Annotated in this window: 16 protein-coding genes and 1 tRNA gene; 3 read left to right on the forward strand and 14 right to left on the reverse strand. The window is 62.7% G+C overall.

Going from position 1 to position 19,928, the window contains the following annotated elements:
• Positions 1–97, forward strand: a 97-nt coding sequence (locus J7359_RS16135) for a transposase domain-containing protein (protein ID WP_209058315.1), incomplete at its 5' end; no start/stop codon positions are given.
• A gap of 162 nt (positions 98–259) precedes the next feature.
• On the opposite strand, the gene J7359_RS16140 is transcribed toward J7359_RS16135, so the two are convergent.
• Together J7359_RS16140 and J7359_RS16145 are read right to left on the reverse strand one after the other, a co-directional pair.
• Entirely contained in the window at positions 260–517 is a 258-nt protein-coding gene (locus J7359_RS16140; protein ID WP_247740473.1) for a helix-turn-helix domain-containing protein, read from the reverse strand.
• 220 nt (positions 518–737) lie between these two features.
• Positions 738–1,178: a very short patch repair endonuclease gene (locus tag J7359_RS16145; protein ID WP_209058172.1), complete on the reverse strand. Its 441-nt coding sequence runs from the start codon at positions 1,176–1,178 to the stop codon at positions 738–740.
• 86 nt (positions 1,179–1,264) lie between these two features.
• Here J7359_RS16145 and J7359_RS16150 point away from each other — a divergent pair, with 86 nt between their 5' ends.
• Positions 1,265–2,758 (forward strand): DNA cytosine methyltransferase, encoded by a 1,494-nt coding sequence (locus tag J7359_RS16150; protein WP_209058173.1) that lies wholly within the window; start codon positions 1,265–1,267, stop codon positions 2,756–2,758.
• Positions 2,759–2,785: 27 nt separating this feature from the next.
• Here J7359_RS16150 and J7359_RS16155 read toward each other — a convergent pair whose 3' ends face one another.
• From J7359_RS16155 to J7359_RS16180, 6 genes are all read right to left on the reverse strand, one after another.
• Positions 2,786–3,583 carry a hypothetical protein gene (locus J7359_RS16155; RefSeq protein WP_209058174.1) on the reverse strand — a complete coding sequence of 266 codons (798 nt, stop codon included), beginning with the start codon at positions 3,581–3,583 and terminating at the stop codon, positions 2,786–2,788.
• The gene (locus tag J7359_RS16160; protein ID WP_209058175.1) at positions 3,580–4,434 is read right to left on the reverse strand and encodes a hypothetical protein; all 855 of its coding nucleotides are present in this window, start codon (positions 4,432–4,434) and stop codon (positions 3,580–3,582) included. The genes J7359_RS16155 and J7359_RS16160 overlap by 4 nt, the downstream gene beginning before the upstream one ends.
• A 53-nt stretch (positions 4,435–4,487) precedes the next feature.
• Positions 4,488–6,311 carry a hypothetical protein gene (locus J7359_RS16165; RefSeq protein WP_209058176.1) on the reverse strand — a complete coding sequence of 608 codons (1,824 nt, stop codon included), beginning with the start codon at positions 6,309–6,311 and terminating at the stop codon, positions 4,488–4,490.
• A 5-nt stretch (positions 6,312–6,316) separates the two neighbouring features.
• Positions 6,317–7,315 (reverse strand): PD-(D/E)XK motif protein, encoded by a 999-nt coding sequence (locus J7359_RS16170; RefSeq protein ID WP_209058180.1) that lies wholly within the window; start codon positions 7,313–7,315, stop codon positions 6,317–6,319.
• On the reverse strand, positions 7,308–10,007 hold the full coding sequence (locus tag J7359_RS16175; RefSeq protein WP_209058182.1) for a Z1 domain-containing protein: 2,700 nt from the start codon (positions 10,005–10,007) through the stop codon (positions 7,308–7,310). The genes J7359_RS16170 and J7359_RS16175 overlap by 8 nt, the downstream gene beginning before the upstream one ends.
• Positions 10,008–11,429: 1,422 nt before the next feature.
• Positions 11,430–11,506 (reverse strand) — tRNA-Arg (locus tag J7359_RS16180).
• A 290-nt stretch (positions 11,507–11,796) separates the two neighbouring features.
• On the opposite strand from J7359_RS16180, the gene J7359_RS16185 reads away from it, so the two are divergent.
• Positions 11,797–13,269 (forward strand): aldehyde dehydrogenase family protein, encoded by a 1,473-nt coding sequence (locus J7359_RS16185; protein ID WP_209058184.1) that lies wholly within the window; start codon positions 11,797–11,799, stop codon positions 13,267–13,269.
• A gap of 109 nt (positions 13,270–13,378) precedes the next feature.
• Here the strand turns inward: J7359_RS16185 and ade are convergent, their stop codons facing one another.
• The 6 genes from ade to J7359_RS16215 form a co-directional block, all read right to left on the reverse strand.
• On the reverse strand, positions 13,379–15,073 hold the full coding sequence (ade, locus tag J7359_RS16190) for an adenine deaminase (protein ID WP_209058185.1): 1,695 nt from the start codon (positions 15,071–15,073) through the stop codon (positions 13,379–13,381).
• A 75-nt stretch (positions 15,074–15,148) separates the two neighbouring features.
• Positions 15,149–16,393, reverse strand: coding sequence for a type III PLP-dependent enzyme (locus J7359_RS16195; protein ID WP_209058187.1), 1,245 nt, complete (start codon positions 16,391–16,393; stop codon positions 15,149–15,151).
• On the reverse strand, positions 16,380–16,616 hold the full coding sequence (locus J7359_RS16200) for an acyl carrier protein (protein WP_209058189.1): 237 nt from the start codon (positions 16,614–16,616) through the stop codon (positions 16,380–16,382). Before J7359_RS16200 ends, J7359_RS16195 begins: the two co-directional genes overlap by 14 nt.
• Positions 16,613–18,190, reverse strand: a complete 1,578-nt coding sequence (locus J7359_RS16205) for an AMP-binding protein (RefSeq protein ID WP_209058191.1) — start codon at positions 18,188–18,190, stop codon at positions 16,613–16,615. The genes J7359_RS16200 and J7359_RS16205 overlap by 4 nt, the downstream gene beginning before the upstream one ends.
• Entirely contained in the window at positions 18,187–18,657 is a 471-nt protein-coding gene (locus J7359_RS16210; RefSeq protein WP_348524405.1) for a serine acetyltransferase, read from the reverse strand. The genes J7359_RS16205 and J7359_RS16210 overlap by 4 nt, the downstream gene beginning before the upstream one ends.
• Before the next feature lie 206 nt (positions 18,658–18,863).
• Complete coding sequence (locus J7359_RS16215) at positions 18,864–19,910, reverse strand: glycosyltransferase family 61 protein (RefSeq protein WP_209058194.1); 1,047 nt, start codon at positions 19,908–19,910, stop codon at positions 18,864–18,866.
• Between the last annotated feature and the right edge of the window lie 18 nt (positions 19,911–19,928).

Raw genomic sequence — 19,928 nt, forward strand, 5'->3', positions numbered from 1 at the left:
CGCCTACCTCAAGGCCACCCTCACGGCGATCGCCAACGGCCACCCGCAAAGCGACATCGACGACCTGCTGCCGTGGAACTTCGAGCCGCCAAACTGAACAGCCGGTGGTCCGCAGCGAACGCTTACGAATATCCTGCACAGCCCGCGGGTTCAGACCCGCCTGCAGGGCGAGCGCTCGCTTGCTGCTCCCGGACGCCCCGAGATAATCCCGAATTTGATCTTGAACCGTCATGTCTTCACTCCCGTGCTTGGCTGGCGCTCACTCGAGATCGAGATCCGCCCTCCGTACGGGGCGGATCCGATGCTCGAAGAGCGCCAGCCAATCGGGGTGCACGAGCCAGCTCTTGCCAGGCTTTGTCCCGTCCAGGAACACCCTGCCGCGTTCAGTCACGGTCCCTTTCACGATCCAGTCGCGGATCGTCCGCGGGTGTCGCCTCAGTTTCTTGGCGACGTCTGCTGTCGTCAGGTATTCGTCGTGGCTTTCATCTTCGGAGGTCTGCGTTTTATCTTCGGACATCTTGGTCTCCTCTTTGCGACAAGAGGGACCTACGCCCCGGCGGGGCGGCTCCAAAACGCGGACACAATCTTTTTTGGAGGCTCGGCGAAAACCCGGCGATGAGCGGCGAGAAGAAATCTGCTAATTTTGCGAAATCCGGTGCAAGTTAGCCCGATTAGCAGCAATAACCGTGCGTGGGTGCGTGCGCTATCATCTCATGGCGAGCACCGTTGAATGCCTCTCAACCGAACTCGCGATGCCGCCTGCCACTTCGAATGAAATCGATGACTTCTTCGATCAATGCTTGGTCCGCTTGCTTTCCGATAGCGCATTCCCAGACGATCGCAGTTCGCCAGCCCAATTGGTGAAGCTCCTGCAAAGCACGAGAGTCACGAGCCACATTCGCGGAGAACTTCCCGCTCCAAAACTCCACATTGCTGGAAGGCATCGTGGCTTTGGGGCATCCTGCATGTCTATGCCAGTAGCATCCATGTACCTGAACTGCGACATTCCACTTGCGAAGAACTAAGTCGGGAGACCCCGGCAATGATCGAACGTTCACACGATAGCGATATCCGGCGGCATGGAGCGCCTTCCTGAGAAGCATCTCGGGCTTGGTGTTCTTGCCGCGGATGCCGGACATCATCCGCGAGCGCGTCTTCTTGTCGACGATGTCTGTCATGACAGTGATATGGCTCCAAGTGGTAGATTTTCGACCTGGTTCCTGACGGCAAACCTGGTAGAACACCTCGACTCCGGAGGTGTGGTTTGGCGAAGAAATATGCAATCATCGATCTTTTTGCCGGGCCTGGGGGGCTGGGAGAGGGTTTTGCGCGTGCTGGTCAGGAAGCCGAGGCGAAAGCGCGCATCCACCTGTCGGTCGAGATGGAGCCCCATGCGGTTCAGACGTTGCGCCTTCGGTCGTTCCTTCGCAGTTTCGAGACTTTCCCTCGAGAGTATCATGATGCGCTAAATGCGGGTCATGGCCTGCCCGACTGGACAGAGCTGTATCCGTCAAACTGGCAGCAAGCCAACGCTGAGGTGAGGCAACGGGTACTCGGCCAAGAGGGCGTATTCGAGGAACTTGCCGTCGAGTTGGACAGAGCGCGCGAGACTCATCATGGCAATACGATCCTGATCGGCGGCCCCCCATGCCAAGCCTACTCCCTTGCCGGTCGTTCCAGAAACAAGGGCAAGCAGGGATACATACCGGAGGATGATGACCGGCACTATCTCTATCGCGAATACGTGCGGATCCTGAACCGCCTCGAACCGAGCGTGTTCATCATGGAGAACGTCAAGGGAATGCTGTCGTCCAAGGTCGATGGCGGCGGCATCTTCAGTCGCGTGCTCGATGACCTCGAAGCCGCCGGCGAACATGGGTATCGCCTCCTGCCTCTCGCAACGACGCCGCCCGCCGACGGCGAAAGAGCCGATGGCCGCGATTTCCTGATCCGGGCAGAGCAACATGGCGTCCCGCAGGCTCGGCATCGCGTGATCGTGCTTGGTATCCGCAATGACATTCCGATTCCCGCAATCGATGCTCCACTGCTCGGTGAACCACAGCCCTCTGTCACTGTTTCGGAAGCGATCGATGACCTCTGGCGCCTTCGCAGCGGCCTGAGTCGCAAGGACAGCGCCTCGGCCTGGCACGAGGCCGTGCGCGAACAAGCCAAGCGGATCGCGCGCGACAAGGCCACAGAGCCCGATGTCCGCCAGATCGCGCGTGATGTCGCAAAGGCAAACTCCCGGCCCGAGCTTCGGACAGCGCGCATGAGAGGTAACGGCGAGTTCCTTCCGAACCACCTTCGCGACTGGCTACTGGACGACACGCTCGACGTGACGCTTCACCACGAGACCCGGGGCCACATCCCCGCAGACTTGGGCCGATATCTGTTCTCGGCGGCGTATTCCCACGTTCATGACCGGGCGCCGAAGCTCTCGCAGTTTCCGGAGTTTCTGCAGCCCGAGCATCGAAACCGCGGCTCGGGAGACTTCGCGGACCGCTTCCGGACACAGGTCGCGACGCGTCCATCGACGACTGTGACGAGCCATATATCCAAGGACGGACACTATTTCATACATCCTGACCCATGCCAATGCCGCTCTCTCACCGTGCGAGAAGCTGCTCGGCTTCAGACCTTTCCCGACAACTACTTCTTCTGCGGTCCGCGGACCATGCAGTATCATCAGGTTGGGAACGCTGTTCCCCCTTATCTCGCCTATCAGATAGCGAAGGCCGTCCTGCGGCTCGTCGATTGAACCCGGTGTTACGCTATAGGTTGCGGCTCAGCTGTCCGCCGTTGCCAGCGGGCGCGACGCGGGAAAGTCGTCCGTCACGCCTGCCACGCGAAAGAAGATCTTCTCGATCTCCCGTTTCAGCACCGACTGCTCCAACTCCCCGAGATCGATGATCTCGTTGCGCAGCCTGATCATCTTCGTGGCGGCACGCATCACTTCCTCCATGCGCCCGCGGCCGATCCGCCCGGATGTCACCATCCAGGCGGACGCAATGGCTCGGGCCAGCTTGCGGTCCCCGGCAAGTGATGCGCGCTCGAAGATCTGAACCATCGCGTCTTCACTCAGGGCGTGCACCAACTGCCACCTGTCGACCGAGCCGGGGCCGAGATCGAGGGTGACCCCACGGATCCAGAGTCTCTGGAACGCATTGCGCACGCCGCCCCGAAAGCGCTCCAGATTGCGATCAGGGAACCGCCACGAGACGACATCGGCCAGAAGCGCCGACGAAAGGAACGCCCAGACGTCGTCCCTCAAGGCCTCGCCTGTCGAAAGGATGTCCTGATCGCCGAGCCAGGTGGTCACTTCCGCGTCGAATGCAGAGCGCGACTTCTGGTCCGAGCTCTCCGGAAACCCGTGCCTTTCCGCGATCTGCCTGATGTCCCGGGCAATATCGACAGCGGCTTCGACACTGACCGATCCCCCGCTGGGGGCGAACCAGAGGCAGGAGGAATGCTCGTCGAGGATATCGAGCACTTCTTTCGCGGTCGGCATCTCGTTACCGACGTCGTCGATGATCCTCATCACGCCCAGCTCGTTCAGGCGAGGCAACAGCAGGACACGTGTCATTCGCCCTCTCCGACCTGTGCAGCAGCCATGATTGTTGCGCGGAAACGTCCCGGAGCGCCGGCCATCTCCGCCCTGATCTTGTTAAGGGACTGCCCAGGGAACGCCAAGTCCAGCCAGTTCCTGACCTGATCCCCCACCGAGCCCTCGACACAGTCCTCGAGCGCCTCGTCGCAATCGGGCATGGCGACAACGTTCTCGATCATCTGGGACATCACATCCCCCAGCACCGCCTGGACCGTCACCGGATCACCAGCAACGAAGCGTTCGCAGAGTTCGGTGTTGTCGGCGTTCACGTAGACCCGCACGGCACCGCCGAAGTCAGCGTCAAGCAAGCCGCTGCGCCAATGCACATACCAAGGTGCCGAGGCATGCGGCTGGCCGGCGAATGCTGACGCGAAACTGATGGTCTCGAGCGGGAAGCGTGCCGCTCCGCCATCCTCGAGAAGGATGTCCTTGCGGTCTGTCCAGAGTCTGGCGCCCGGCATTGCCGGCGAAAGCGCACCGGGACTGGCAGGCTCTGCATCCAGCAAGATCCCGGCCTCCAGCAGAAGGCGCCCGGACAAGCGCGATCCCGTCACGACAGCACGCACCTCGAATTCCGGGGCGGAAGGCACAAGCTTTCGCGTCTGGATCCGCTCCATTCTTCTGGGCATCTTCCCTGAGCCGGTTCCGGCTTTCAGGACAAGGGCCATCGAAAGCTGGTCGAGCGGAATGTCGAGCTGCGCCGCCGCCCGCTCGAAATCGATCTCGAAACCGACACTGACCTCCAGGTCCCGTTCATAATCCCAGCCTTCGAAGATATCGGTTGCCGGCACCAGCGGTTCACCCGGATCGCCGATCCGCCACCCCATGAACCCCACTGAGGCCGGATCAAGACGGCTGAAGGGAAATGCAACACGCTGATTCATGTGCCCGCCTCCTCAAGCGACAGCCGCAACCCGATGGCCGCCTCGTCGGGCACGGGCACCCTGCAGACGACCCTGCCCGCCATGGTGCCGATTGCCATGCTCTCGCCCGGCTCCGTCGCGTCCGCGACGGTGAGGTCGAGGACCTGCCCGGTAAAGCCGACGTCCACATCATCCGAAGACGCGATGCCCCCATCCATGACCAGATGCGGCACTGCCCTCAGGACAAGATCCGGCGACCTTCCATCGTTCGACAGATCCGCTTCGAAGACGGCGACCTTTCGCCCGGCATCGATTTCCAGACGCGAGAAGCGGGGCGAGGACACTCTTGTCCGTTTCGTCGTTCCACCTCCGCCGCCGCCGGATCGGCGGCCGGGACCTTTGGCCGATCCCCCCTCCAGCAACCGGCCCATGAGCGTCGCCGTCGTCGCCAGGGACTGCCCTCTTTCCTCCGACTGCCCCGAAGCGGACAACGGAATGGCAAAGGTGCGCGCCGCTTCGTTGATCCGCTTCAGTCCGACGTTCACGAAGGTCTTCGAGCGTCCCTTGGGAAGGTTGTCGGGGATCCAGTCGTCATGCGCCGGTGGTTCGGCGTCGGCGAATGCCGCTTCGACCTCGTCGTCATCTGAGCAGACGAAAACGCCCCCCCATTCGAACCGTGCATCCGAGAACGCCTCGCCTTCAACATACTTGACGACCAGCTCGACCGGCCGCATCAGCGCGATGTGGCTGGCCTGTTTCGGGAACGGGCTATCGGCACGCAGCGCGGCCGGATTCCGATCGGAACGCAACCCCTTGACCATGGCAATTCGGCCCAGATCCATGGCCGGACGCTGGCTGCGGACGATCTGGCCGCCACCTGACCTGATGTCCGAAAGCGCCCGGGCGAAATGATCGAGCGGCGGATAGTCTTCCGGATCGGGAACGCGGACGTTCTGTCCGTCCACGTCGATGGACACCGAGAGCTTCCGATGACACGGCGTGTCCCTGCACATCCTCGGCCAGAAATTCCAGAGGACGGTCTCGAGCAGATGCGGACCGACCGGGAGCCGCTCATCCTCGTCGTCTTCCTCATCGAGGCGGGGCGAGACGATCATGATCGTCGTCCCTGTCGCTTCGGCGCTTCGTTCGGGCAGACCGAGCAAGCCTGCCAGACGAATAGCCTCATCCCCTGAGAACGGCTCCACTCCGCTCGTACCGTCGAGACTTCCCCACCAGTGTCGCCCAGTAAATCGCTTCCGCACGTCACCTTCGATCGCCGCGAAGGTTCCGCCAAGGCGGCATGCCATGAGCCTGCGAACCGGAAGGCCGTCGCAGGTCGTCTGGCTGTCGACGAGAATTGTCGAGTGGCGGCTCAACGCATAAAGCGACGTCTTGCCGTAACCATATGTTCCACCGCCATGACGGGTGTCGCGGGCGGCGCCGACATTCCGCATGAAATTCACGAAATCCGGATCTTCCGGCCCATCCGCCACAAGGTCCGCTCGGGTTGGCCCCGAAAGCCCGCTTGTCCCGAAATCAGCGATCTCGAAGACCTCGAGGCTTTCTCCCATCAGCTCCTCCTGAAGAAGAGCAGCGTCGGCGTCCTTCGGAATTTCCGCGAACACGCGACCGCGGAGCGCAGCGAATTCCTCGCCCCGAAGAACCCGGCTTCGCAGCATAACCGTCGGTCCTTGGTCCGGCAGCGTGGCGTCCATCGAGTTCTGCAACGCTTCGCGGATGACCGTCTGCAGAAGCCCGAGCGCCGGCCGCCCGAGAAGCCGTCTGAAGCCCTCGCCGGTAATATTTCCCGTCGTGGCGAAAGGTTCGCTGTAAAGCTCCATAGACTTCATTCCGGAAATCCTTTCAGCAACCCTTCCATATCCTCGTGAGGAACAAGGAAGTCGCGAGCATGCGAAAGATCGATTTCATAGGAAAGCTTCGCGACACCTGCCGGCAAGACAGCGGCCGAGAAATCATCGGGCGTCAGTCGCGGAAACCCCGGCTCTACGCGATAGATGTCCAAGCCTTCGAAAGAGAAACGCGTGCGGTTCCACCTGTCGTCATCAGGCGCGTCGCACCCAAGCTTGCCCAGAGCCTCGGTCAGAAGGTGGGAGTCGGCACCAGCCTCTACGATCGACTTGCACAGACCGGATACAGACAGGTTACCCTCCTCCGCCCTTTCCAGGCGAACGTGCGTCAGAAGTAGTGTGCCCCCCTCCGGCGGATCGAGCTGCAGTATCCCGTTGATGCCCAGATGCCCGGCATCCGCGCGTCCCGATGTCTTCACCTCCAGCGCACGATCACCGCTCCGGAAGTCGTGTCGCTGGCCGAAGGGCCCAGTCCACGATGAAATGGCGCCAGGCTTCAGATCCACTATCCGTTTCAGGATCAGCAACTCGCCGACCAGCCCCATGACCTCTGCCGACGACGGATCCTTGCGGCCCCGGCCCATCAGCAGTGCCCGGAAATCCGATATCGTTCCCGACACGGCCTTGGCAGGCGCCTGCCCGTCGCGAAGCCTGATCAGGATTTCACCTGCGAGCTCCGCGAAGACGTTGTCGAGTTTCCGCTCCGAAACCATCACGTCGATGAAGGACACCGAGCTTCCGTCCATCGTGAACGTGCTGATACCGGCGAAGAGGTTCGGCCCCGACCCCAGATCCTTCGGCGGGGATCTTCTGCCGAAGGGAACAAGCAGGCGCGGCTCGCCATCCGGCCCCACGGCATACAGAGCCGGACCGTATCCCGTCTCGACGCCGGTGTTCAGGGTCGGCACCTCGAGCCGTCCATCACCACCACCTGTCGACCTCAACCGGCTCCAGAACTCCCGTGCGCCGTCAGGCATCCTGAGGCTCCCGCGGTTCGCCGATTTCCTCCAACTCGTCCTCTTCGAACTGATCCGCGGCTGGCGCATCCAGTTCCACAGCGAAGTAGCCGCCCGAGCGATCCTTCTGCCCCGGAAAGACGATACCGAAACCCATTACATCCTCGACCGCGTCGAGAGGAACACGCGTCTTCGCTGGCCCCTTCGGTGGAGATTTGGAATCGATCGGGTAAAGCAGCAGCAAAGGCACCTTGGGCCGAAGGGACTTCAGGTTCGTCCAGTCTTCCTTGCCGTCGAAATCAGTGATGCGTTTGGGCTCCGCATCGACAAGGACGTCTCGTTTGGACATGAGCGCCTTTATGTCCGCGTAGTGATCCGGGGACGCCTCCAGCCGCGAACGACGTATCGTCCCGACCTGCCCGAGTTCACCGAGTTCCCGCGTGGATCTCGTGTCGCTCCGCGGTTGCATGACAGCTACGTTCCAAGGTCCGAATGTCTCTCCCATCTCGTCAAGATAGCCGAGAAGATGAGGCTTTTTCAGATCCATGTGCTCGTTGCAGATCTCGGTTGCCACGAAGTAACTCCGGATCGCTTCGAATGGCACCTCCCGAAAGAGCACGTGGCTATTTTCATTCGATCTCGTCCCGGCTCCCTCGATGCAGGCGTCCACAAGGTTTGCTGCAGCGCGCCAGTTACCCCGCAGAACATCCGCCTTCCTGTGATCGAAGCGGATCGTCTGAACATGCTGACCGTCGTAGCTCATGCTGGTGCGATGGACATGCTTCATCTTTGCTGCCGACGTGATGGCCATGCCGGGAATCGACCGGACTTTCACGGCGAAGTGCATAGGCGTCAGATTACGGTTGTTATATTCGGCGATGTCTTCCCGGATCTCCTCTTCGATTCGCGCCAGCGCCCGGAAGTTCGCGATCAGATCCGCGGTCGTCCACAGCCTCGGAAGGTCGTCATAGCCGGGCCGGTATCCGAACCAGCGCCCCATCTGCAGAAGCGTATCGTATTGTTTCGAGGTCCTGAGGAAATAGGACACGGTCAGCCCCTCCAGCGTCAAGCCGCGCGCAAGGACCGTGCCGCCGACCACGATGCAGGTGACGGGACCCTTCTCGTAGTCGAGCCGCCGATCGCTTCTCCCGTTTTCGACCGGGAAGGTCAGCGCGTCCAGAACATCCGGCAGATAGTCACGGACGGCCTCGAGACTCTCCGGAATGCGGTCCGCGCCCGGAGGCGCCGTGCGCTCGACCTCGTCAAGGAAAAGCGCGTCGAACCGTGCGCCCGTCTCTCCGGAACCGGAAACGATGTCGGGGCCATGCGTTTCGATCCAGTTTCTGATCAGGTCGGACATGTAATCGTGTTGGGCGACATACTGCGACGAGTGAACCAGCATCGACATGTGCTGGTCCTGATGCCCACGTGACCGCCGGATCGCGCAACTGGCGAGGAACCACATGATCGCGTTCTCGAGGCTTGCCGTCATGATCGGACGGAAGCTTTCCTTCCCGTCGTTTCTGGTTGGTCGGATCAGGTCCGGGTCGTTCTTGGCAAGCAGCCGCACCATGTCGCGACCGTCGTCCTCTTCTTCGGCCGAGTCGCTTCCGAATACTTCTGCCGCCCCGAAGTAACCGATCGGCTTCTCGAGCGCCGTGATGAAGTCGGCAGGATACAGATCGTCCAGTTCCTCCTGATTGAACGGGAACGGATCGATGAAGACATTCGCGAAGGGAGTCGCGGTATACCCGACATACGAAACTGCCGGTAGTTCGGCCAAGACTTGCCGGATCGCCTCGTTGATCCGGGTCATGTCGAAATCCCCCCTCGATGAATTGACAGACGCCTGATCGCATTCGTCATCGATCAGCAGAACCTTCAGTTTGTCCATGACGATCTTCGGGGTCTTCCTGATCGTCTTACGCAAGGCACGGAGGCGGCTGACCTCCTTCTTCATCACGATGAGCTGCGCATGACCCTCATGCGGCATCGTGAAGGCGCCGTTTGCGGGGTGGCTGAAGTCTCCAGTTTCGTCGCTGGTGGTATAAAGCTCCCACAGGTGCCTGTGCCTTCCGACTACGTCCTTGGCAAAGCGATCCTGGGTCTGCTTCCTGAGCTTATTCGTCACGCCGCCCAGTACGATGATCAGGTTGTAGCCAGCATCGACGGCCTTCGCCATCACGGCCGTCATGTTGGCCGTCTTTCCGGATTGGACATAACCGACAACAAGCCCACGGCATCGAAACTGATCCTTCGAGGGGTTGTCGAGGAGTGAAACCACTTCGTTGGACGCTTCATCCAGCGACCGGATCGTCTCTTCGGCCCAGCCTTTCGTGTTCAGCAGATAGGCGTGGAGCGCGGGCCAATGACGATCGTTGCCTCGAGGACCGTCATACCATTTTTCCCGATCCGAGATTATCGAATTCTTCCGGAGAATAACGACATCCTGCTCCGTTGCTCGCACCCTCTGCACTGCCTCGTCGAGGTCCGAGATCATCTGCTCGGTGAAACTCATGCCCCAGCTCTCGAGGTTCTCTCTCACTGCCGCGGCAACCTGTTCCAAGTTGTCGTAGTTCGACTTGCGGTCTCGAATTTCTTTTTCGAACTTGAGAACCTGTGGTGAAGCGGTGATCACTATGTTGCCCTCCTGCAATTTCTCTCTTTCTGCGTAATCGCGGCAAACAAATCCAGAGAAGTCGATTCGCAGCATGTATTCGAAGCGACCCATGTGCCGTAATTGAGGCAGGTTGGTTCATTTCTCTCAACAATGAAAAGCTCGGTGTTGTTTGCTTCGCGAGAATGAACCCCCACGCTAAGGTCGCCCAATCTGGGCGAAAGCGGAGGCCCCAAAATAACCGGGACTTCCGTCGCTGTCGAAGGTGTCCCAGGCGGAGAGCACGGGGGCCAAGCCTCGGACACGGCCGCATCGACAAGTCGCGCAAGCACCCGCCGCGACGCCGCGTGCAGTCTCATCTCCCGACGCGCTGTCGCGCGCCGCTCGGGTCTTGAGCGGCGAGTCGAGGTGGAGATCAGCCACGTGGAGGAACTCCACGGTCTGGTCCTTTCGATCCGGACGGCCATCATGCGGCCGAGGGAGCGGTCTGCAAGGGGACTGTGGCGGCGCGCGGCGCGCCGGTGCCTCGGACCAGCCGCCGTGCCAGACCCTCGGCCGCATCTCCTCCTCACCCAAGAAGGTGCGCACAGAGAAGACTGGAAGCGACCTTTCTTTGCGCCCACGAGGGCCGGTCCCCAAGCGGGATCGGATACCAGCGTGGCGAGCTCGCCGTCCCAGACCCCGTTGGGGAGAGGCAGGTATTCGTCATCTCCGTCACGCAGTGGGTCCTCGCAGTCCAGATGGGCGAGCTTCTCGCCAGCTTGCGAAGGTATTGGTCGATGGCTAAGGACCGCTCGGGGCATATCGGAACCGAGGGCACAACAAGGCTGGTGGGGCCCCTAAGGCTGGCCCGGTAGAGCTCACCTGCGTGGCTACATCCCGTAACAATTTTCAGTGCTTGATTTGGTGCCCGGAGTACGCCACGACTCCGGGCACATCTTGGAGTCTGCCCGGAGCCGGTGCACGGCCGCGTCGGAAATTCCTTTGAAATCAAGGGGACTTGGCTGCGCGGAGGGGCCCCTACCGCCGGAGCCATAAAAATCAGGCGCTTAAGCTGATTTTCGTGCTGCCTTCAGGGCCCAAGAAAACAACGCGCTCAGCGGTAGATTGAGCTTCGGGCGTCGTCGCATTCGCCGGGATCGTATGTCATCGCATCGTTGACCTCATCCGCCTTTGCGGCTCTTCACATTGGTGGTGACTTGGTCGTTCGTCTGGGTCGGGCCGTTCGCGGATCTCATGCGCAGGCTCGGAAGCTTGGTCAGTATTCGCCGGTTCGCGACCTGGCCCGTCAGGTCCCGCCGACAAATCGTCTGCCGGGTGGCAGCTCGCCGCAGACCAGTCGCGGAGAAAACCTGTTTGTTCCAGCTATTCCAGCCGTTCCCTGTCCAATGAGCGAAAGGATGGTTCCTGCGACGATCAGTGGGATTTCCCTGATCCACCCGAATTCGTTCCTCTGACGCGCGCCATACAGCGAACCGATCAATTTCCATGCATGGCGTGGCACCAGGGCAGGCATGGTGGCGACCCCGCCAGGACTTGAACCCGGAACCTAGCGCTTAGAAGGCGCTTGCTCTATCCAGTTGAGCTACGGGGCCGGGCCGTGTGCTTCGTCGCGACATTTCCGACCAGCGCCCCGCGCCAAACGGCGATAGCCGGATCGGGATGCGGGGCACCGACTGTCTAGCGATTCCATGATGGCTGCGCAATCTCACATGACGCAGATCGCAGAGACAATATGGCGAATGCCGGTGAACCGGTGCGTTTGCGGACCACCTGTTGCTGCGTGACATGCTCGCAGCCCGTCGCCGGTCAGCAATGCATCTTTCCCGGACCGCTTGCACCCAAGATCGCGATGCGCAACTGTCCTGCCGCGAGGAGAGATGACATGAACCTTCAGTCCCCGAACCCAAGCCCGGCAGCCGTGTCTGACGGGGTCTTCATCGACAACGACTGGCGCGCATCGGCCAGCGGCGCGACGCTGGATGTCGTCGCCCCCGCGACAGGCGAGGTGTTCACCCGCATCGCGGCCGGAAATGCCGACGATATCTCGGCGGCGGTCGCGGCCGCACGGCGCGCACGCGAAGCCGACTGGGGCCAGATGACCGCGACGCAGCGCGGCCGCATCCTGACGCGCGCGGCGGATCTTGTAATCAGGTGCCACGACCAGCTTGCCGCGTTGGAGGCCCGCGACACCGGCAAGCCGCTGTCCCAGGCACGGGCCGATATCGCGGCGACCGCGCGCTATCTGGAATTCTACGGAGGAGCCGCGGACAAGCTGCATGGCGACACGATTCCGTTCCTGCCGGGCCATTTCGTCACCACCGAATATGTGCCGTTCGGGGTCACCGGGCATATCATCCCTTGGAATTATCCTGCCCAGATGTTCGGCCGCACGATTGCCGCATCGCTGGCGATGGGCAATGCCTGCGTGCTTAAACCGGCCGAGGACGCCTGTCTGACACCGCTGCGGTTATGCGAGATCCTGCGCGAGGCGGGTCTGCCTGCCGGGGCGCTGAATTGCGTGCCGGGGCGGGGCGATCAGGCCGGCGCGGCGCTTGCGGCGCATCCCGGCGTCGATTTTCTCAGCTTCACGGGCAGTCCCGAAATCGGTGCCGCCGTCCAGATCGCGGCGGCGCGGAATCATGTCGGCTGCACGCTGGAACTGGGCGGGAAATCCCCTCAGATCCTGTTCGAGGACGCCGATCTGGACCGCGCCTTGCCTGTGGTCATGAAGGCGATCACCCAGAATGCCGGGCAGACCTGTTCCGCCGGGGCGCGGCTGCTGGTTCAGGAAAGCCTGCTGGCGACGGTGACCCAACGGCTGCGCGCCGAATTTCCAGGGCTTACCGCCGCAGATCCCGAAAGCGACCGCGATCTTGGCCCCTTGATCAATCCACGGCAGATGGACCGGGTGCGGCGGTTCTGTGCGCAGGCGGACGCCGACGGCATACCGCTGATCGCCGAGGGCCGCATCGATTCGGGCGTGGTCACGGGCGGCAACTGGATCGCGCCGCGTGCCTATGGTCCCGTGCCGCGCGACCATCCGCTGGCGCGACAAGAGGTGTTCGGCCCGGTACTGTCGGTCATGAGCTTTGCGGACGAGGCCGACGCCATCGCCTTGGCCAACGACACCGAGTACGGTCTGGTGGCGGGAGTCTGGTCCAGTGATGGATCCCGGGCGATCCGCGTCGCGCGCCAGATCCTGGTCGGACAGGTCTTCGTCAACGCCTATGGCGCGGGCGGCGGCATAGAACTGCCATTCGGCGGCATGAAGAAATCCGGACATGGCCGCGAAAAGGGCTTCGACGCGCTTTATGAATTCGCGGCGACCCGCACCATGGTGATCCGCCACGATTGAGGCATGTCACGCGTCTTCTTTGCCTAAATACCCCCGGGGTCCGGGGGCAGCGCCCCCGGTCATCGCCGCCGCTGGCGGCCGACATCCCGGATCGCCACAGATCGGCATGCTAACCGGCGATGATCTCGAACGCCTCGACATCCACCATGCCCCGATCGGTGATCTTCAATGCCGGGATCACCGGCAGCGCCAGGAATGCAAGCTGCAGGAAAGGCTCTTCCAGCTCGACGCCCAGGGTCTTCGCGGCGTCGCGCAGTTCCGCCAGACCGTCGCGCACCGTCTCGAAGGGCTCCAGGCTCATCAGCCCTGCCACCGGCAACGCCAGTTCGGCCAGGATCCGGCCGCCGTCGGTGACCACGAAGCCGCCCTCGATCTGGGACAGGCGGTTGGCCGCCAGCGCCATGTCATCGTAGTCCGCCCCGACCACGGCGATATTGTGGTGGTCGTGACAGACCGTTCCGGCGATCGCGCCGCGTTTCATGCCAAAGCCGCGAACGAAGCCCGTCGCGATATTGCCGTTCCGCCCATGTCGTTCGATCACCGCGATGCGCAGCAGATCGCGGCCGGGGTCGGGACGCTTGTCGCCATCTTGTGGTGCGATCTCCTCGTTCAGATGCTGCGTTATGATCTTGCCTTCCATGATCCCGATGACCGGCGTCCGCGTGGTATTGCCAGTGCAGCGGAAATCGCCGGCAGCCACGCTCGGTGCCTTGACCGAGCCGCGCCCGACCGGAGGAATGGTTTCACGTCCGAGAAAGGCCGTGTCATCGACCACGCGACCGCCGCACAACACCAGCGAGGCGTTGCAGCCTTCCAGACTGTCCAGCGCCACGATGTCGGCGCGCATGCCCGGTGCGATCAGACCGCGATCCTTCAGCCCGAACGCCTCGGCCGCCGACAGCGATGCCGCCCGATAGACGGCCAGCGGCGGGGTGCCCATCGCGATCAGCGTGCGGATCATGTAGTCCAGATGCCCGTGTTCGCCGATGTCCAGCGGGTTCCGGTCGTCCGTGCACAGGCACATATAGGGCGCGGTCCGTTCGGTCAGCACCGGCTGCAGTGCCTGCAGGTCCTTGCTGACCGACCCTTCGCGGATCAGGACCCGCATCCCCTTTCGCAGTTTTTCCAGCGCCTCTTCTGCGGTCGTCGCCTCGTGTTCGGTCCGGATGCCCGCGGCGACATAGGCGTTCAGGTCGCGCCCGGACAATTGCGGGCAATGCCCGTCGATATGGCCGCCGGCGAACAGCCGCAGCTTGGCCATCGCCGCCGGGTCGCGATGGATCACGCCGGGATAGTTCATGAATTCAGCCAGTCCGATCCCCGACGGATGGTCCATCATCGCCTGCAGGTCGTCCGCCTCGATGCGCGCGCCTGATGTCTCCATTTCGGTCGATGGCACGCAGGATGACAGCTGCACGCGCAGATCCATCAGCAGATGCCGTGACGCGACCTGAAAATAGCGGATGCCGTCCAGACCGATCACATTCGCGATCTCGTGCGGATCGCAGATCGCCGTCGTGATCCCGCGCGGCGTCACGCAGCGGTCGAATTCGAACGGGGTGACAAGGCTGCTTTCGACATGCAGATGCGTGTCGATGAAGCCGGGCACAAGCACCTGTCCGGTGACGTCGATCACCCTGTCACCGTCATAGTCCCCGATGCCCGCAATCCGGTCGCCGCAGATCGCCACGTCGCCGTCCAGCATCTCGCCGGTGATCAGGTCGAAGACCTGGCCTCCGCGCAGGATCAGATCGGCGGGTTCGTCGCCGCGTGCTTGCGCGATGCGTGTTTCCAGGTCGTCCATCGTGGCCTCCGTCGTCGTGATGGCGACCACAGAACCCGATCGCGGCGGCGGCGTCCAGATGCGCCGCCGCATGGATCAGTCGCGCAGGCCCGCGCCTTCGATCCTGGTGGCGTCGGTCATCTGACCGCCCGTGACCAGCACTTCGCGCGGGGTCGGGTGGCTGATGAAGTTCACCGGGCTGGACGTCGGCCCATAGGCGCCGCTGGCATGGATCGCGATCAGGTCGCCTTCCTCGACACGGGGCAGCACGACATTCGTGCCCAGCTTGTCGATCGAGGTGCAGAGCGGCCCGGAAATGTCGATCTTTTCCTCGCCCTCACCACCGCCGACGCGGTGGATCACATAGTTGCGGCGCAGCACCATGCCGAAATGGCCCGACGCGGCCAGATGTCCGTTCATGCCGCCGTCGCAGATGGCGATCCGCGCGCCGCGCGAATCCTTGGTCGAGGTGACGCGCGTGACGAAATACCCTGCCGGTCCGACCAGGTAGCGGCCCAGTTCCAGAACCAGTTCGGTGTCCGAAAAGCGTGGTTCCGCCTTCAGCGCGTCCAGTTCGGGCGCGGCGGCGGCCGCGACCTCGTCCAGATTCAGCGCCTGATCGCCGGGGTGATAGGGGATGCCAAGGCCGGATCCGAATATCAGTCGGTCGGGCCGCAGATCATGCGCGGCGCACAGTTCGCGGAAAATACCGATGAAGATGCCCCAATTTTCGACGATGGAGGCCGGTTTCAGGCATTGCGTGCCCGAATAGATATGCAGCCCCGCGACGCGCAGGTTGGGCAGCGCGATGATCTCGGCCAGTGCCGCCTCGGCCTCCTCGATGTCGATGCCGAAGGGGCTGGGCCGGCCGGCCATCTGGTCACCAAAACCCTTCGGCACGCGGTCGGGCGCGATGCGGATCACCACATCCTGACGGCGGCCCGCCTCGGCCGCGATGCGGTCGGCCAGACGCGCCTCGCGCAGCGATTCGACGACCAGCTCGCCCAGTCCGGCCTGGATCACCGTCCGCAGTTCGATCTCGCGCTTGGCGGGTCCGGTAAAGCTGGCGTGTTCCGCCTCCCAGCCGGCCGATTGCGCCAGCAGGAATTCCCCGCCCGATGACACGTCGATGAACGGCACGCGGCTGCGCAGCCAAGACAGCAGCGCCGGGTTCGGGTTGCATTTCATCGCGTAGGACAGCCGGAACCAGCGTCCGAACGCGGATTCCAGCGCGGCGATGCGGTCTTCGACAAGATCCGTCAGATAGACATAGGACGGCGTGCCGAAACGGTCGGCAGCGTCTGTCAGGATGCGGTCGATGTCGGATTCAGGCCTGGTCACACGCGTAGTCCACGATCCGTTTGCAGGTGTCGAAATTCTCCAGCGTCACGTCGGCGGGCCGCACCTCGATTTCGGCCTTTTCCTCGACGAAGCCGATGATGTTCATCATCGCGACGGAATCGAGCACCCCGGTCGAGAACAGTTCCGTTTCGGCATCGATGTCGTCCTCGACATTCAATTCGTCGCGGATGAAGCGGATCAGGTCTTCGGCGGTCATGCTCATGTGGCGTCCTTCTGGTGGGCCGCTTTCGTCGCGGCAATGATATTGGGGCGGTCCAGCTTGCCGCTGGCGGTTCGGGGCATTGCACCCTGCCACGCGTGAATATGGCGCGGAACCATGTAATGCGCCATGGCCCGGCGGCAGTGCGTCAGCAAGGCAGGCGTATCGGCATCGCCGATCAGGCAGGCGGCGACATGCACGACCTGTCCGGCATCGTCATCGTCCACACCGAACGCCACGACATCGGTGACGATGCCGGACTGAGACAGGATATCCTCGACTTCGGTCGGCGACAGGCGAAAGCCCTGGGTCTTGATCATGTCGTCCATCCGGCTGACGAACCACAGATCGCCGTCATCGTCCACGCGCACCAGATCGCCCGAACAGACCACCGGCGCGTCGCCCAGGTGATCGCGCAATTCAGGAAGCACGCGGATCTTTTCGGCGGTCAGTTCAGGACGTTCCCAGTAGCCAAGGCTGACCAGCGGGCCGCCATGGACCAGTTCGCCCTGTTCGCCGGGTCCGGCGACGCCTTCGCCGTGCTTGACGACAAAGATCTGCGCATTGGGGATGCCGCGCCCGATCGAGCCCATCTTGGCCGCGAATTTCGCGGGGGGCAGATAGGTGGACCGGAACGCCTCGGTCAGACCGTACATCAGGTAGATGTCCACGCCGGGAAAGACCTGCGGCATCATCTGCAGGATGTTCGGGGGGATCTTGCCGCCGGTATTGGTCACGCGCCGCAGTGCGGGCAAGGCCGTGCCGCTGTCTGCCAGATAACGCACCACCTGGTTCCACAAGGGCGGCACGCCGGCGATGGTCGTCGCCTGATGATCGGCTGCCATGCGCACCACCTCGGACGGCATCGAGACGGGCTGGTGGATGACCGTCGCGCCCATCAGGAACGCATCGGTCAGCTGGTTCAGCCCGGCATCGAAGCTGTAGGGCAGGACCGACAGCAGCCGGTCGTCCTGCGTCAGTCCCAGATATTCGCTGACCGAGATGGCGCCCATGCGGATGTTGCGATGGCTCAGCATCACGCCCTTGGGTTTGCCGGTCGATCCAGAAGTATAAATGATCGCGGCAAGATCGCCGGGGTCGGGCACATGTTCGATGGCGGCACTGGGCGAGACGGCTTCCCACAGGGTTGCGCTGTCGGGCAGGGCGGCCACGCGGCCCTGGACCAGAAGATGTTCCAGCGACAGGGGCAGCGGATCGGCGGCCAGGCCCTTCAGCACATTGGCGCCCAGAATCGCGGCACGCGCCCGGCAGTCATGGGCGACATAGGAAAGCTGCGCGGGCGTCCACTGATGATTGACGTTGACCACGACGGCGCCGATCTTCCACGCGCCGAACATCGCGGTCACCTCGTCGATGCCCTTGCGCAGATGGACGATCACCCGGTCGCCCGGCTGAATGCCCTTGGCCGCCAGCCAGCCAGCGACCAGACCGGCCTCGTCCGTCACCTGCGCATAGGTCGCCTGCCGCTTGGCGTCGATCAGCGCGACCTGGTCCGCGTGCTGCGGCAGGTTGTCTGCCAGAAGCCGCCACATCGATGCATCGCCTGTCGCGTTCACGCCTCGCCTTCCTTCTTCTTCGCCGCGAAGATCGGCAGCTTCGGAAAGATGCGGGCGGGCGATCCGATCACGATGCTGTCGTCAGGGACATTGGTGCTGACCGCGGTGTTCGCGCCGATATTCACGCGGTTTCCGATCTTGATGCGTCCCAGCACGGTCGAGTTGACGCCGATGAACACGTCATCCCCGATCACCGGCGCGCCGCCGCGCATGTTGGTGCCTATGGTGACGTTGTGCATGACACCGAAGCGGTCGCCGATGACGACGTCGGGATGGATGGACAGCGAGCCTTCGGCGTGGATGATGTGAAATTCGTCACCGATCCTGACGGTGGGGGGAATCCAGACCTTGGTGATGTTCAGGATCAGGATGCACAGCAGACCGTACAGCTTGTTGGCAAACCACCGCCCGACCCGGCTTTCACGCTGCAATGCCCATCGGCCATAGCGATAGATTGCCAGCGACACGAAGGCAGGATCACTGATCCTGCGGCCATGTCTTTCATAATCCTTGCGAATTTCGCCCCACACTGATCGAACACTCCGAACCGAGAAAACAAGTGGAGGGTGAACATCCTCCTGACCGCACTGCCCCCGAGGGCGCCGCAAAAATGACCGGCAAGCCGTGTCATTTCAAGCGCATATTGGATCGATTGCAGCCAAATTGTCCAAAACTACAGGATGAGGTCCAGCGTCCGGCGCAGATCGTCCCATGCGATGCGGAATGAACCCGCGTGTCCGGCGCCCACGATCATCGCAAAACGCTGCTGCCAACGGTCGCTCAGCAGCTTCATCGCGGTGGTCGCGCGGTCGGCGGGCTGCAGCGTCAGCAACGTGCCGCCCGGCGGCATGACCGCCATGCCGTGATTCAACTGGCTTCCCTCGACCCCGGCGACGATCCGGGTCGCACCACAGGCTTCCAGCAGTTCGTCCACCGTGTGATCTTCGGGAAACATGATCCGGAAACCGTATTGCGCCTGAAGTTTCTCGGCCAGCTCATCTTCGTTCTCCAGCACCCGCGCATCGCCGCTGCGCCCGCGATACAGGAACACGCCCGGGTTCGGCGCAGGATCGCGCCCGGCCAGCAGCCTGTCGCGCATGTCCTGCGCCCGCGCCAGACGGCCCGAGTTGTTGTGATGGTCGTCAAACAGGATCAGTTCGTCGAAGTGAACATCCTCGACGCGCGCGGGCGACATCGACAGCAATTCCTCGTAGCGTGGAACGTGACCGCCGCGCGGCGGTGTCGAGGTCACGGGATCACCGGCGGTCTCGGCCAGCCTGTAGGACAGGCAGTCATCCAGCAGCCAGTTGCCGAACCAGCGATTGCCTACCCACGTCTCGTAGATCGCGCCCGAGATGCTGTGCCGGGGCCTGCGATGCGCCAGTGGCGACCGACGGCGCCGGCGCAGATGCAGTTCCGCGTTGCCAGCGTAAAGCACGCCATCGACGAAATCCACGTCGCGCAAACGATAGGCCATCGTCGCGGGGATGTGTTCGCAGGGGTCGCCGTGCAGCGACATCAGGACGTCGCGCAGCGGCGCGAATTCCGTGCGGGTGATCCGTTCGGCCTGACCCGGCAGGCAGATCGCGGGCGGCACCTCGCGGATCTCGGCGGGGCTGATTTCCCAGCGCTCGATGGCAAGATCGGTCAGGTCGCCCGAACCAAGTCCTGCCATCCGTCGCAGCTTGTTGGTCAGCGGGCGCAGATCCTGAAGATGCATGGAGTGATCGCTCGGACT

The sequence above is a fragment of the Paracoccus sp. R12_2 genome, assembly GCF_017744015.1.
GTDB lineage: Bacteria > Pseudomonadota > Alphaproteobacteria > Rhodobacterales > Rhodobacteraceae > Paracoccus.

Coding starts and splice junctions, on each gene's coding strand:
- J7359_RS16140 (WP_247740473.1), bottom strand. CDS start 517: ATGTCCGAAGATAAAACGCAGACCTCCGAAGATGAAAGCCACGACGAA.
- J7359_RS16145 (WP_209058172.1), bottom strand. CDS start 1,178: ATGACAGACATCGTCGACAAGAAGACGCGCTCGCGGATGATGTCCGGC.
- J7359_RS16155 (WP_209058174.1), bottom strand. CDS start 3,583: ATGACACGTGTCCTGCTGTTGCCTCGCCTGAACGAGCTGGGCGTGATG.
- J7359_RS16160 (WP_209058175.1), bottom strand. CDS start 4,434: ATGGGGTGGCGGATCGGCGATCCGGGTGAACCGCTGGTGCCGGCAACC.
- J7359_RS16165 (WP_209058176.1), bottom strand. CDS start 6,311: ATGGAGCTTTACAGCGAACCTTTCGCCACGACGGGAAATATTACCGGC.
- J7359_RS16170 (WP_209058180.1), bottom strand. CDS start 7,315: ATGCCTGACGGCGCACGGGAGTTCTGGAGCCGGTTGAGGTCGACAGGT.
- J7359_RS16175 (WP_209058182.1), bottom strand. CDS start 10,007: ATGCTGCGAATCGACTTCTCTGGATTTGTTTGCCGCGATTACGCAGAA.
- J7359_RS16185 (WP_209058184.1), top strand. CDS start 11,797: ATGAACCTTCAGTCCCCGAACCCAAGCCCGGCAGCCGTGTCTGACGGG.
- ade (WP_209058185.1), bottom strand. CDS start 15,073: ATGGACGACCTGGAAACACGCATCGCGCAAGCACGCGGCGACGAACCC.
- J7359_RS16200 (WP_209058189.1), bottom strand. CDS start 16,616: ATGAGCATGACCGCCGAAGACCTGATCCGCTTCATCCGCGACGAATTG.
- J7359_RS16215 (WP_209058194.1), bottom strand. CDS start 19,910: ATGCATCTTCAGGATCTGCGCCCGCTGACCAACAAGCTGCGACGGATG.